The following is a 12,865-nucleotide window of genomic DNA, read 5'->3' on the forward strand; positions in this document are numbered from 1 at the left end:
GGAAGACGGGGAGGAAGACTTCGTGGCGGGGTCGAAGCCGAAGGGTGTCGCGCAACAGCTCTTCGAGGCGCAGCAGCGCAGAGCGGCGCACAAGGCGGCATTGGAGAAGGCCGCTCGGGCGGCGCAGGAGAAGGAGAAACGGGCTGCGGCGCGTCGGGAGGAGGCTGCCGCGCGGCAAGCCCAGCGGGCCGCGGAGGAGTCGGCCAAGCGGCAGCAGGCTTCCGACGCGCGCCAGGTGCAGCAGGTGCTTCGGGAGTTGGAGAAGCGGGAGACGCTGCGCCAGCAGGCCGAAGCACGCCAGGCCCTGGTTCGTGAGCGCGATGCCGCCCGCGATGAGAAGGCGCGGGCTGTGCAGCGGCTCAAGGACGAGGCGGCCGAGCGCACCCGGGAGATCGAGCGGCGGGTCGCGGCGATCGGCGGCGTCCTGACGGGTCGTGACCGTGGCTTGGAGCCGCTGCGTGCGGACACCGGCGCGGCTCTTGAAAGCGGCGGTGCGGACGGTTTCGCCGACTGTGTCTCGCAGATCCTCGCCGAGCGCGCGTTCCTCAGGCGTGCGCATCCGGAGGTGGCCTACTCCCCCGACGCGCGGCGGCTGACCGTCGCGGTCGATCTGCCGCGTCCGGAAGGCGTCCCGTCCGATAAGGCGTTCCGCTACGTCGCGGCGCAAGAAGCCGTTGTCGCGATACCGAGGCGTGAGGCGGAGACGCAGCGCGTCTACCGGGACGCCGTGGCGCGCCTGGCCTTGTGTGTCGCCGACTATGCCGCCGCGATCACCGCGCCGGAGGCCGTCGAGGTCATCGCCGTCAACGGCCACGTGCGCGCCACCGATCCGGCGACCGGTCGGCCGGTGCGGCCGTGTCTGGTCAGCCTCCTGGTGGAGCGCGATGCCTTCGAGCTGGTCGCACTGGACGAGCCGAGCCTGGATCCGGTGCGCTGTCTGGCACATCTCAGGGCTCTGTTGTCCGACGACCCCCTCGGCCTCCAGTCGGTGATCCCGTTCGTCGATCCCGGCCTGGAGCGCCGTCCGTCCACCGAGGCCGGGGCGGCGACTGTCCTGGACCTGACCGCCATGGACCCCTACGACTTCGAGCGCCTCATCCGGGACCTGTTCCTGGCCATGGGTTTCCGAGCCTGGAAGACCCCGGACAGCCGCGACGGCGGTGTCGACGCGGTGGCGGTCCGCGACGACATCGCCATCGGCGGCGTCTGTGTCATCCAGGCCAAGCGTTACACCCACACCGTGCCGGTCGAGGCGGTGCGCGCCCTCTACGGCACGATGCAGGAGCACAAGGCCTACACCGGCCTGGTCGTCACCACCTCGTCCTTCGGACCGGCCAGCCACGCCTTCGCCGCCGAGGTCGGGCGGATCACCCTGGTCGACGGCGCCCGCCTCAGGGCCCTGATCAAGGAGCACCTGGGGGTGGACGCGGTGGTCAGCGGACGCAGGACAGCGACGAGCTGACCGTCAGAGCCGTCGGGCCGCCGCCGCGGGAGAGGCGCCGGAAGAAGCTCAGGATGCCGGCCAGGCCGTAGGCCCAGGACGCGCTGTACTCGCCGGGGGTGTCCCGCACGAAGACCGGGTGGCCGGCCGGTCCGGCGCTGCGCACCAGCAGCTGCGCCACGACGGCGCGCGAAGCCTGCCAGTACCGCTCGTCGCCGTCGCGGGTGGCGAGGTCGATGAGCATGTTGCCGATCCCGGACAGGCCGCAGCACTGGGTCGCCTTGTCCATGCGCGGGATGAGGGCGATGCAGGCGTCCGCGGCGCGCCGTGCGGCGTCGGTGTAGGCGGAGTCGTTCAGGTACTCCCCGGCCGTGAGCAGGCTGATGGCGATGCCGGCCAGGCCCTGGCACCAGGAGGCGGCCAGCGGCGCGGTGGTGGGCCGGGCGGACTGGGCGGACAGGCGGTCGGCCCGCCGCAGCAGTTCGCGGGCGCGTTCGTCGGCGCCGGCCAGGATGGTGTCGTCGGCCAGGCGGGTGCCGATGACGGCGAGCGCGTCGACGGTGCCGGCCAGGCCGTGGCCGCGCGCGGTCGAGGGTTCGACGCCGGCGGAGTCGCCGAGCAGGCCGGGCTGGGATTCGGCGTCGGGCATGGTGTTGGCCAGGACGTGCTCTGCGCAGCGCCGGGCGATGTCCAGGTGTTCCGGGCTCCCGTCGAGGTCGTGCAGCAGCAGGTGACCGAGGCCGATGCCGGAGGCGCCGCTGATGAGGTCGGAGTATTCGGGTTTCCAGTCCGCGCTGACGGTCTCCACCGCGCAGATGTTGATGTCCGCCCTCGAAACGGCCCCGGGCGCCAGGCGCTGTGCCGCGGTGAGCCGGAAGACGTCGAGTCCGGTGTGTCCGGTCCACAGGCCCGGTCCCAGGCGGACCACGCCGGCTCCGCGCCGGCTGAACGGCACCAGGTCGGCGACCAGGCCGGGGACGCCCGGGGTGTCCAGGTGTTCCAGCAGTTCCAGGCCGATGCCGGCGCCGCCCCGGTAGACGCAGCCGTCCACGCCGACCTGTTCGGTGCGCGGCACCTCGGTCAGGACTCTGCGGGCCTGATGCGTGAGGTCGGCCAGCAGGTTCGCGGCGATCTCGTCGATGAGGGCGTCGGTGACCGGCGGGCAGGGCGCCAGGGCGGTGCGGGTGCGCCGGCCGGCGGAGAAGTCGCCGGCGGCCATGCGCCGGGCCGCGTCCTGGACCCGGGTGTCGTCGGTGCCCAGCAGGTCACAGATCAGCCCCAGGACTCCGCCCGGGGCTTCACCGCAGCGCGTCCGGATCATGCGTAAGGCGATCCGCCGGGGCTCGTCCATATCGCTGCTGATCACCACGGCCGGCAGGGCCGACCAGGCGTAGCACAGCGTGGCGCCCAGGGCGTGCAGGTCGTCGCCGGTGGTCGGTTCCTGGTGCCGGAACTGCCGGGCGCTGGAGTAGCCGGAGGTGCCGCCGGGCAGGTACAGCCCGTTGTGGCCGGCCAGTCCCAGGTCGATCAGCTTGGCGCTGCCGTCCGGGGCGACGACCACGTTGCGCGGGTTCAGATCGCGTATCAGGACGCCGCGTTCGTGCACGGCCAGGATGATGGCGGCCAGTTGCTGCGCGAGCTGTTCCAGCGTGCGGCCGGCGACGGCGTGGGGGTCCGCGGCGGCGGCATAACGGCCGTTCTCCATGACGTCGTCGGCGAGGTTGTACCGGCCCACGTCGCGGGTGACCAGGAACTCGTCGGTGCCGGCCCGGAAGTGGTCGACGTATCCGGCGACGCCGTCCACGCCTTCCAGCACGGCCAGCACCCGGCGCTCGTTGCGCACGCGCAGGCGGGTGTCGACGCCGTCCTCTCCTTCGTCGACCAGGGCCCGCGACTGCTTGACGATGACCCGGGCGCCGTCGCGCACGTCCACGGCGCGCATCACGTCGCCGCGGCCGGCGTGCACGATGCCGGAGTCGATCTCGTAGTAGTCCCCGAGCCGGGTCGAGGGGCTCGGCGAGCGCTCCCAGTCCCGGGCTCCCGGCTCGCCGGTGAACGGGTCCACGGCCCAGGTCGGCTGGCGGTAGCGCAGGGTCGCCAGCGCCGGGAACTCCTCGCCGTCCGGACCGGTCAGGGTCATCACGAGCTTGCCCTGGGCGTCGGCGCCCCAGGGCTTGTCGATGGGTCCGTAGCGGTAGTAGACCGGGGCGTCGGCGGCCACGCGGCGGTCGCTGAGCACGCGCGGCGCCGCCCGGCCGCGTAAGAGGCGGGCGAGCATCAGCCCCACGTCGCGTACGCGGTCTTGTTCTGGGTACACGGTGAACGCTTTACCGATAGAGGACGGCGTGGTGGTGCCGTCGTTGAGCCAGGCCAGGACCCCCGTGGAGGCGGCCATCTTGAAGGCGCAACCCTCGGCCAGCAGGGCCGGCACGATCACGTCCGCGGTCTCGGCCAGGGCGACGGTCCGGCTGGAGACGTGCAGCTTCCATCCTTGTTCCACCACATGCGCGCCCGGCGGGCGGACGCCCAGCCAGGTGGTTCCTTCCTTGAGCCCGATCTCGACGCCGGCCTCGGCGGCGTGTTTTCGGATCAGCCGCTCCACATCCTCAGGCGACAACCCGCCGTTCATGTCGAACGTCCTTCTTTCGTGGTGCTGTGTTGCCGTGTCGCCGTCAGTCCTGACGCGGGTCGCCCCCAGCGCTGATCGGTCAGGGACTACCAGGGGAAGCTGGTCGCGAAGAACCAGTGGCTGACGTCGTCCCCACAGCAGTGCAGACACTGGCTGTGGTCCCGAGAGGCGTCAGCGATCCCGCTGAAGGCGGTGTCCACGTCGAGCTCGTCGGCATCGGTCTCGCGTGGCTCCAACTCGAGCAGTTCGTTCATCCCTCGCACTCCTTCGCAGAGGCGTCCGATGCTCGGACTCTGCCCTGTCTAACCGCCCTCGGCGCGGGCGTCAATGGGTGATCGACTCTCCGTGTGAAGTCGGGCCCGGCAGCTGACGGCGCCGGGCGTTCTCCTCCGCCACCAGCATCAGAACCATGACAAGAGTGAGTCCCAGAAGTTCCGCCGCCGCCGAAGCGCCTGCCAGCGGAATCGTGGCGAGCACGGCGGCCGCGCCGAGGGCCCTGAAGAACATGGGAGAAATGCGCAGGCTCAGCCGGAAACACAGATCGCCCAGGAGGTAGACCGCGACCCCGCCGGCGAGCGCGACCGCGGCGGAGGCCGGCAGCGCGTCGCCGAGATGGCCGATCGCCTTCTTCAGACCGGCGGCCAGGATCGCGATGCCCAGCAGCATCGAATCGAAACTGCGACGCGTAGCGTCTCCTTAACGGGCGGCGGTGGGAGACGGGTGGGCGAAGCTGTAGTAGTAGGCGCGCATCCCCAGCCGGAAGCGCCGGATCCCGGAGACGGCGCCGAGCGCGTGCTCGGCGGCGGACTCGTCGTGCCCGAAGTAGGTCCACCACAGCGTGACGGCCAGAGCCAATGCGAGCGCGATCCCGGCGGCCAGGCCCCAGTCCAGCCGGGTCCCGGCGGCCCCGGCCCCGATGGCCACCACCGACTCGCCGAACACGATGATCAGCAGCAGGCCGTGCCGCTCGACGAAGTGCGCGGGATCCAGGTCCCCGACGGTGTCGGTGACCAACGCGCGCCCGTCCCCGTACTCGCCGACGACCCGGCCGGAGACCACCGGCGCAAGCTGCTGCAGCAGCACCGCGGCCAGCCACAGCAGGTCCGAGGCGTTGCCCTTCGCGGCCCCGGCGGCGGTGACGCACCCGGCAGCGGCCAGGTTCGGCAGGGCGAAGCTGAGCACGTACTTGCGGTGGATCAGCGCGTACAGGACGCTGTGAACCCCGGTCACCAACAGGAAGGCCAGACCGAAGGCGACCCCGTCGACACTGAAGACCTTCGGGATCGCCAGCGCACAGGTGAGGAACCCGAACATGCCGACCATCAGGATGACGCGGCGCTTCAGGTTCTCCGGCGGCACCTGGTTGGTCAGATAGGCGTAGGCCCCGTACATCCAGTACAGCACCGCGAAGATCAGCAGCACCCGACCGGCCTGCGCGAAGGACAAGTCGTCGGCCAACAGCACGGTCAGCTGAGTAATGGTGAACACGAAGACCAGGTCGAAGAACAACTCCAGCGTGCTCACCCGGCGCGGAGCGGCCTTCTCGTCGGCGGCGGGGCGGTCGCTCGCGACGGGAGCCGGCGTGGCGGTCATGGCCCTCACCCTAACCATGGGGGAGAACAAGTGAGCGGCCCGCCATCCCCCGTGGACAGCGGGCCGCGGTCATTGGTTCAGCCCCGCGCGAGCCGCTCGCTCAGGCGCGCCTTGGCCGGCGGCCACTCGTCAGCGAGCATCGAGAAGTAGACGCTGTCCCGGAACGTCCCGTCGGGCCGCAACCGGTGCCTGCGCAAGACACCCTCACGCTGCGCCCCAAGCCGCGCGATCGCGTTCTGCGACCGCTGATTCAGGTGGTCGGTCTTCCACTGCACACGCCCCATGCCCAGGTCCTCGAAAGCGTGGGTGAGGAGCAGGAGCTTGGCCTCGGTGTTCACCGGGCTGCGCCAGTACGCGCTGCCGTACCAGGTCCAGCCGATCTCCAGCCTCTCGTCGACCGGACTGATGTCGAGGTAGGTGGTCCAACCGACAGCCTTCCCAGTAGCGAGCAGGATGACAGCGAAAGCAACAAAAGAGCTGTCACCAAGCAGCGTGTCCAGCTTCGCCCCGAGCTCTTCCTCGCTCCGGGGCGTCGGCCCGCCCTGCCACTGCCAGACCGCGTCGTCGTTGCCGCCGGCCTCGAACAGATCCGAGAGGTGACCTCGGGTCAGGGGCTCCAGGCGGATGTGGGATCCGGTCAGGGTGATCGGCGCGGGCGTCTTCGCTGTCATGATCGTGAGGGTATCCCGTTATTGAACTAGTGGCAATCCATTTTGTACTAGCGCATTAATGCCGCCACAGCTCGGCATACTCGGCGGCGTACTGCGCGAAGCTGCGCGGCGCGTGACCGGTGACGCGCCGGACGACATCGGTCACCGGCGCGTTGCCGCCGTCACGGATGACCTGGAACAGGCCGCGCTGAGCGATGATGGTGCGCTCCCCAGCCCCGGCCGCGCGCGAATTCGCCTCGGCCTGCTCCGGCTCGACGGTTTGATAGGCCATCTGCCGCCCCGCAACGTCGCCGAGCATTGCGACGGCCTCGGCATAGGTCAGAGCATCGGGCCCGGTAATGGTCAGGACCTGGCCGCCATAACCGTCCTCGGTAAGCGCCGCAGCCGCCACCTCGCCGATGTCACGAGTGTCGACGAAGCTCACCGCACCCTGCCCGGCCGGCAGCGCGAGCACACCCCGGTCACGCAGAGCCGGCAGGAACCCGGAACCAAAGTTCTGGAAGAACCAGTTGGGATGCAGGATCGTCCACTCCTTGCCAGAGGCCCGCACCGCACGCTCCCAGTGCGCCATCATCGCCTCCTGCGGCAGCAACTCGGCACCGATCACCGACAGCAGGACCACACGGCGGGTGTCGCGGGCCTCGGCCAAGAGGTCGGCGACCAGGCGCTCGCCGGTGGGGTGGGCATAGGGGCCGACGATATAAAGAGCTTCGGCGCCCTCCAGCGCCGGCGCCCAGGTGTCGCGGTCGTCCCAGTCGAAGCGCACCGGCACCACGCCGTCCTCCCGGGAGCCGCCGAAGCCGGTCTCGGGGTTGCGACTGGCGGCGGCGACCTTCGCGCCCCGGGCGGCAAGCGCCTCCACCACGGGACGGCCGGTCTTACCGGTGGCCCCGATCACCAGGATCGTCATCTTCATCAGCTCCCTGAGTTCGTTCTCTCGGTGACGTCTCCAACGGTAGGTCGACAACGCCGGATGATGAATGTCGTCGAGTCCGCAAAACATGTCCGATCGTCCGCCCCAGCGCTAGCATCGAGGCATGGACGTACTCACCGACGCCCTCACGGCGATGCGCACCGGCCAGGCCCGCTCGGCCCGCACCGAGGTGCGCGCACCATGGGGCCTGCGATTCGCGGCCGTCGGCGGCACGACCTTCCACGTGCTGCTACGCGGCCAGTGCTGGCTACTGCCGCCCGACGGCGAACCGGTCCCGATGACCGTCGGAGACGTGACCCTGGTACGCCACGGAAACTCGGTCGCCCTCGCCGACGACCCGGCAACCCCCCTGCGCGACTTCCGCCCGGCAGCATGGCGCCCGGGCCAGACGATCGGACGGGTGGACGTCGAAGGACCCGGAGAACGATCGCTACTGATCTGCGGCGCCTACCAACTGGGACGCGCACGCCCCCACCCGCTGCTGGCACAACTGCCCGACCTCCTGCTGCTACGCGCCGAGGAGACACCAGGCCTGGCCGCGACAGTCGCCCTACTCGGCCAGGAACTGGAACAGGCACACCCGGGCCAGGACGGCGTGGTCCCGGCACTGGTAGACGCCCTGCTGCTCCTGATCCTGCGAGGCTGGATCGAACGCTCATCCCGCGCCGACACCGCATTGGGCTGGCCCGGCGCCCTCACCGATCCCGCAATCGGCACCGCCCTGACAGACCTGCACGACGACCCGGCCCGCACCTGGACCGTCGCAGAACTCGGCGACCGCGCAGGCCTGAGCCGCTCAGCCTTCGCCCAACGATTCACAGCCCTGGTCGGCGAACCACCACTGACCTACCTGACATGGTGGCGCATGACGATCGCCGGCCGCCTCCTCCGCGAGTCCGACGCCCCGCTGAGCACGGTGGCGCAACGGGTCGGGTACGCGTCGGAGTTCGCATTCGCGAAGGCGTTCAAGCGCGAGTTCGGAATCGCACCGGGCCGGTATCGGCGAGACGAGAAGGCGGCTTGAGAGGCCCGCGACAGCCGACCACCGTGTGACACGTGGGTCCCGCATCCCATAGAGGGGGGGTTGTTCCGGGTCCCCCGAACACGGTGACCACAAGCAGCACCGCCACCGAACAACGCGGCGCGCCCACGCACGAAAACAAAGCCGAACAGTCGCGGGCCGCCGCCTTCAGGAGGTCCGCAGGGGGCGCCCCCCGCTGTAGAGCACCCGCCGGAGGCACCTGCCTTTGATCTTAGGCACCCACCAAACGCGGCAGACACCCGCCAGACCAACGCATGCGCAGTGACTCGGACCCACGCGCGCCCGTGAACACGCAAACCGCCAGCCGCCAGCCGCCGCCCGCCAGCGCGAAACAAGTGCCTCAACCAACCCCAAAAAACACCAACAGCGCCGCCCCGGCTCAGGAATTCGGGGCGGCGCTGTCCGGACGCCGCCCCGGCTCAGGAATGCGGGACGGCTTCCGCGGAGTCGCCCCGGCTCAGGAATTCGGGGCGGCACCGGGTGGCGTCGTCCCGGCTCAGGAATTCGGGACGGCACCGTCTGGGGTGCGGAAGGTGGCTCGTGGCTAGGCCGCGCTATCACCGGCCTCGTCGGCGCCCGCGGGCATCGTGATGACGACCCCGAGCTCCTGGCGGATGGCGTGGGCCGCGGCTCCGAACACCAGGCTGTGGGTGCCCAGGGTCGAGGCGCGCAGGACCAGTTGTTCGAAGCCTGACATGACGCGCAGCGCCAGCAGGTCGTTGATCTCGCGCATCAGCGCGGGTCCGAGGGGGTCGCCGGCGATGGGGCCGCCGAGGATGAACTCGGTGACGTCCAGGGTGCCGGCCAGGGTGGACAGCAGGCGGGCCACCTCGCGGGCGGCCCGGTTCACGCGCTCGCCGAGGGCGCGGGCGTCCTGGCCGTCGCCGCCGGACAGGTAGCCGGCCACCGTCTCCTCGGAGGCGTCGCCGAGGATGACCGGCTGGACCGCGACCGTCTCCAGGCAGCCGATCAGGCCGCAGCGGCAGCGCAGCGAGGTGCCGATGTCGATGTGGCCGATCTCGCCGCTGCGGAAGTTGCCGCCGTGGTAGAGGCGGCCGTCCAGGACGATGCCGGCGCCGATTCCGGTGCCGATCCACAGCACCGCGACCGTCTTGTCGCGGTCTGCGACCAGCGCGACCTCCGACAGGGCGACGGCGTTGGCGTCGTTGACCACGTGGACCGGCAGGCCGCCGCAGAGCTCTGAGAGTTCGTGGCCCATGGAGACCATGTGCCAGTCGTAGTTCACCGCCTCGCGGATCACGCCGTCGTCGCCGACGATGCCGGGCACCGCGACGCCGACCCCGGTGATGCGGCCCGGCGTGGGCGCCGCCATGCGGCGCACCATGTCCGGGACGGCGGTCAGCGCCGGCGCGTCGAGCGGGCGCGAGACCGTCTCGGTCTGCTCCATGTGGCCGTTGAGGGTGAACCTGCTGGCGGTGATGCGCTCGTTGGCCACCTGCACGCCGATGAAGCGGTGGTGCGCGTCGTCCAGATCGAGGAGCACCCGGGGCTTGCCGACCGGCTGCGCCTCGCGGCCGGCCTCGCGAACCAGCCGGCGCTCGATCAGATCGCTGACGATCTCCGACACGGTGGCGGTCGGCAGCCCGGTCTCCCGGATCACGTCGGTGCGCGAGAACCGGCCCTCACCCGCGGCGACGCACTGGAGCACCAGCACGTCGTTGCGCGCACGAAGGGAACTCTTGGTCCCCTTCTGGGTGAACCGGAGCTGCGTCACGCCGTCCGCCATTCTTGCATCGTTCATCGATGTAACATCGCGGGAACTGTAGGGCGGACCTGCTGTAGCGGTCAAGGGGACACGTTGAGCGACCCCTTCCCACCTGCACGGATTTCCTGCGATCGGGTACCCCGCCGCACAGCACCCGCCACGGGCCCGCCAGAACTATCGGAGACCGAAGTAGCCCGGGCCTGCCGATGTGGCGCGACGCACACGCCTGTGGCCCCCTCGGAGGGTTCCGAGGGGGCCACGGCGGCCACGACGGCCGCAGCCGCCACTTGTGTCACTCGCGACGCTTACCGCGCGAGCACCGCGTTCACCCCAGCGGCGGAAGCGGCGCGGAACCCGGCTGGAAGGAGATGGCCGGCCCAGTGGTCACCAGCTCCGCAGCGCCGCGCGCGACACCCCCGATCGGCACCCCGAAGGACACCCCGCGGGCCCAGGCCATGACCACCCTGTCCAGGGTGTCCACCAGCGCGGCGCTGGTCGCGTTGCCGCGGATCACGTACCGGGCGCCGGCCGCGCAGGCCGTCCCGCACACCGTCAGCCTGGGCTGGAAGTGGAACGTCTCGCTGGGCACGTCCCGGGTGACCGTGGTCTGGAACACCCGCGCGGCGGGGCCGTCCAGCAGGTCGATGTCCTTGATCCGTTCGGAGACGACGTCGTGCTTGGCCGGGTCCAGGATCTCCTCGGCGAGCGCCTCGGCCGGGGTGACCGGCTCGTCGCGGTTGTCGAAGACGGAGAAGCCGACCCATACGTGCTCGGCGGTCCGGTTCGGCTCCGGGTACAGGACGGCCGAGTACGCGCACTCCAAATCCTCCGCGGCGTACAGCCCGCCGCGCAGGTCGTCGCGGAGCTCGGCGACGACCTCGGTGCGAGGGCTGGGGCCGAGGTCCAGCAGTTGGAGGGCGGCGTCCACGCCGTCGTCGTAGCGGACCGGTGGAAACTCCAGCTCGGTCAAGTCGACGGCGTGTCCGGGGTAAGCGGTCTGCCAACTGGTGTACGTGTAACGGACGTCTGCGGTGTTCCGCATCCCGATGCACTCTCCCCGCGCTTTCGCGCATGACTCGTGTTTATCGGGTACACAATACCCAGGGGATGACAAAGCCAGATCTGCGCAAACGAACCCCAAATGCTCCGGGTCGGAATCCTCACACCAACCGAACGGCGCCGTCACGGAACGTTCAACGCCGTCACCTGCGGTTGCGGCCCATTACCCAGCCATGTCAGCGGTATTCAGCCAGTCGCGGACGAACCCCGCCGACCGCGCACCCGATCGCCAGCAGACACGCCGCCAGCGGCAGCCACCGCCACAGCGCCAGCTCCTCCTGGCCGGCGTCGATGTTGGTGGTGAAGGCCTTCGCGTTGATGTCGATGACGTTCTGGACCGCCGCGGCGTAGGCGGTGAACGCACCGTCGGAGTCGGACGCGGCGGGACTGGTGTCGAAGCGGACCGCTTCGGGCACGTCGGTGGCGAGCTTCTGGCGGAAGACGCGGTCGTCGAGTTCGTAGGTCTGATACGTGCGCAGCATCTGTTCGGCGGCGGCGCGTTCGCCGGGGAACGTGATGTTCTTCATCTCCGTGCCGAAGTAGCCGCCGAAGCCGACCGGGTGGGCGGGGTCGTTGAAGTACGCGTCCAGATCGGTGCGGACGGCGGCGTCGTAGGTGTCCAGGGTGACGTTCGGGCCGGGGTCCAGGAGCGCGCGGCTCTTGGCCAGGAACGAGGCCTGATACTGCGGGCCGTGCGAGGGATCGACGACCAGGCGGCTCTCGTCGGCGTTGGCGTCGGTGCTCTCGGCTTTGGCCGCGGACAGGGCCGCGACGGAGTCGTAGGCGTCCTTCTTGGCCGCGCGCAGGTGTTCGGCGGCCGAGCTCATGGAGACGGCGCCCCAGACCATCACGACGAGCGTGAGGAACGTGGCGCCGATCAGCGCCGGGTTCAGCGTGCGGCGGGTGCGGCGGGTGAGCCAGAGTTCGAAGCCGACGAGGGCGGCCAGCGCGACGACGCCGGTGAGCACGATCCACCAGACGGCTTGCTGCGCCAGGCCGTGCCGGTTCTGGTAGGAGGATTCCAGCGCGGCGCCGTTGGTCTGCGCGACGGCCTGCGCCGCGGGCAGGACCGCGCTGCGCATCAGGTCGGTGGCCTGGGCGAACTGGGCCGACTCGGCCTGCGGGAGCTCTCCGGCGGGGCGGGCGGCGGAGCCGGTGTCGACGTACATCACCTGCGCGGCCAGGGCTTCATAGTCGCCGAGCGCGTTGAGGGCGTTCCCGACCTGCTGCGCGCCAGTGCCCCCGGCGCCGGCGTGCAGGGCGGCGAGTTGCAGGTCGTGGTCGGCCTCGGCACGGTCGGCTTCGAAGAGCTTGGTGAAGGCGGCGCGATCGACGCCGGGCCCGAGGGTCCTGCCCCCGACCATGAGGATGTTGGCGAGGTTGGCGTCCATGTCGTTGAGCGCGTAGATCAGGTCGTTGCCGGCGGAGACCTGCGGTTCCTCGGTGGTGCCGATGGCGTCGAAGCCGGAGCGGACGTTCGACGCGGCGAGGGCGGCGATCACGGCGAAGAGCACGGAGGCCGCGACGGCCGCGGCGGTGAACGCCTTCATGAGCCACGGCGTGGGGCGCCGCCACCACGTGGCCGGACGCGGTGCCGGGTGCGGTGCCGAGTGCGGTGCCGAATGCGATGCCTGATGCCCCACGGGGCGGGGCGCGGGCTGCGTGGTGTCCTGCGAGGTCGGCGGTGGCGCAACGACGGTCATGCCCACAGCAAAGGGCCTCAGGCGTCGGCGGGCCGTCGTGCTCACGCGTTACGCGCGCACCGCGGCC

General features: G+C 70.6%; 9 protein-coding genes and 1 pseudogene. 2 read left to right on the forward strand and 8 right to left on the reverse strand.

All coding sequences use genetic code 11. From position 1 onward, the window contains the following. Positions 1-22: 22 nt before the first annotated feature. Entirely contained in the window at positions 23-1,462 is a 1,440-nt protein-coding gene (locus tag ABIA35_RS27595) for a restriction endonuclease (RefSeq protein WP_370359835.1), read from the forward strand. On the opposite strand, the gene ABIA35_RS27600 is transcribed toward ABIA35_RS27595, so the two are convergent. From ABIA35_RS27600 to ABIA35_RS27620, 5 genes and pseudogenes are all read right to left on the reverse strand, one after another. After that, positions 1,434-4,070 (reverse strand): lanthionine synthetase LanC family protein, encoded by a 2,637-nt coding sequence (locus ABIA35_RS27600; protein ID WP_370359836.1) that lies wholly within the window; start codon positions 4,068-4,070, stop codon positions 1,434-1,436. The two genes, ABIA35_RS27595 and ABIA35_RS27600, sit on opposite strands and share 29 nt — an antisense overlap. Positions 4,071-4,156: 86 nt before the next feature. Then, positions 4,157-4,324, reverse strand: coding sequence for a hypothetical protein (locus tag ABIA35_RS27605; RefSeq protein WP_370341618.1), 168 nt, complete (start codon positions 4,322-4,324; stop codon positions 4,157-4,159). A 70-nt stretch (positions 4,325-4,394) separates the two neighbouring features. Beyond that, positions 4,395-5,681: pseudogene (locus tag ABIA35_RS27610) on the reverse strand (low temperature requirement protein A). Between the two features lie 59 nt (positions 5,682-5,740). Further along, positions 5,741-6,334: a GNAT family N-acetyltransferase gene (locus ABIA35_RS27615; protein WP_370359837.1), complete on the reverse strand. Its 594-nt coding sequence runs from the start codon at positions 6,332-6,334 to the stop codon at positions 5,741-5,743. A gap of 55 nt (positions 6,335-6,389) precedes the next feature. Next, positions 6,390-7,250 carry an NmrA family NAD(P)-binding protein gene (locus ABIA35_RS27620; protein WP_370359838.1) on the reverse strand — a complete coding sequence of 287 codons (861 nt, stop codon included), beginning with the start codon at positions 7,248-7,250 and terminating at the stop codon, positions 6,390-6,392. A 121-nt stretch (positions 7,251-7,371) separates the two neighbouring features. Here ABIA35_RS27620 and ABIA35_RS27625 point away from each other — a divergent pair, with 121 nt between their 5' ends. Then, positions 7,372-8,292, forward strand: coding sequence for an AraC family transcriptional regulator (locus ABIA35_RS27625; RefSeq protein ID WP_370359839.1), 921 nt, complete (start codon positions 7,372-7,374; stop codon positions 8,290-8,292). 562 nt (positions 8,293-8,854) lie between these two features. Here the strand turns inward: ABIA35_RS27625 and ABIA35_RS27630 are convergent. The 3 genes from ABIA35_RS27630 to ABIA35_RS27640 form a co-directional block, all read right to left on the reverse strand. Beyond that, a complete protein-coding gene (locus tag ABIA35_RS27630) occupies positions 8,855-10,072 on the reverse strand; it encodes an ROK family protein (protein WP_370341626.1) in 1,218 nt (405 codons plus the stop codon). Between the two features lie 289 nt (positions 10,073-10,361). After that, positions 10,362-11,078: a hypothetical protein gene (locus ABIA35_RS27635; protein WP_370341627.1), complete on the reverse strand. Its 717-nt coding sequence runs from the start codon at positions 11,076-11,078 to the stop codon at positions 10,362-10,364. Positions 11,079-11,271: 193 nt separating this feature from the next. After that, positions 11,272-12,798 (reverse strand): hypothetical protein, encoded by a 1,527-nt coding sequence (locus tag ABIA35_RS27640; RefSeq protein ID WP_370359841.1) that lies wholly within the window; start codon positions 12,796-12,798, stop codon positions 11,272-11,274. Positions 12,799-12,865: the final 67 nt, after the last annotated feature.

The organism is Catenulispora sp. MAP12-49 (assembly GCF_041262705.1).
Lineage (GTDB): Bacteria > Actinomycetota > Actinomycetes > Streptomycetales > Catenulisporaceae > Catenulispora.

Bases quoted from the DNA above. Each gene is read 5' to 3' on its own strand.
- ABIA35_RS27600 (WP_370359836.1), bottom strand. From the start codon at position 4,070: ATGAACGGCGGGTTGTCGCCTGAGGATGTGGAGCGGCTGATCCGAAAA.
- ABIA35_RS27605 (WP_370341618.1), bottom strand. From the start codon at position 4,324: ATGAACGAACTGCTCGAGTTGGAGCCACGCGAGACCGATGCCGACGAG.
- ABIA35_RS27615 (WP_370359837.1), bottom strand. From the start codon at position 6,334: ATGACAGCGAAGACGCCCGCGCCGATCACCCTGACCGGATCCCACATC.
- ABIA35_RS27620 (WP_370359838.1), bottom strand. From the start codon at position 7,250: ATGAAGATGACGATCCTGGTGATCGGGGCCACCGGTAAGACCGGCCGT.
- ABIA35_RS27625 (WP_370359839.1), top strand. From the start codon at position 7,372: ATGGACGTACTCACCGACGCCCTCACGGCGATGCGCACCGGCCAGGCC.
- ABIA35_RS27630 (WP_370341626.1), bottom strand. From the start codon at position 10,072: ATGAACGATGCAAGAATGGCGGACGGCGTGACGCAGCTCCGGTTCACC.
- ABIA35_RS27635 (WP_370341627.1), bottom strand. From the start codon at position 11,078: ATGCGGAACACCGCAGACGTCCGTTACACGTACACCAGTTGGCAGACC.
- ABIA35_RS27640 (WP_370359841.1), bottom strand. From the start codon at position 12,798: ATGACCGTCGTTGCGCCACCGCCGACCTCGCAGGACACCACGCAGCCC.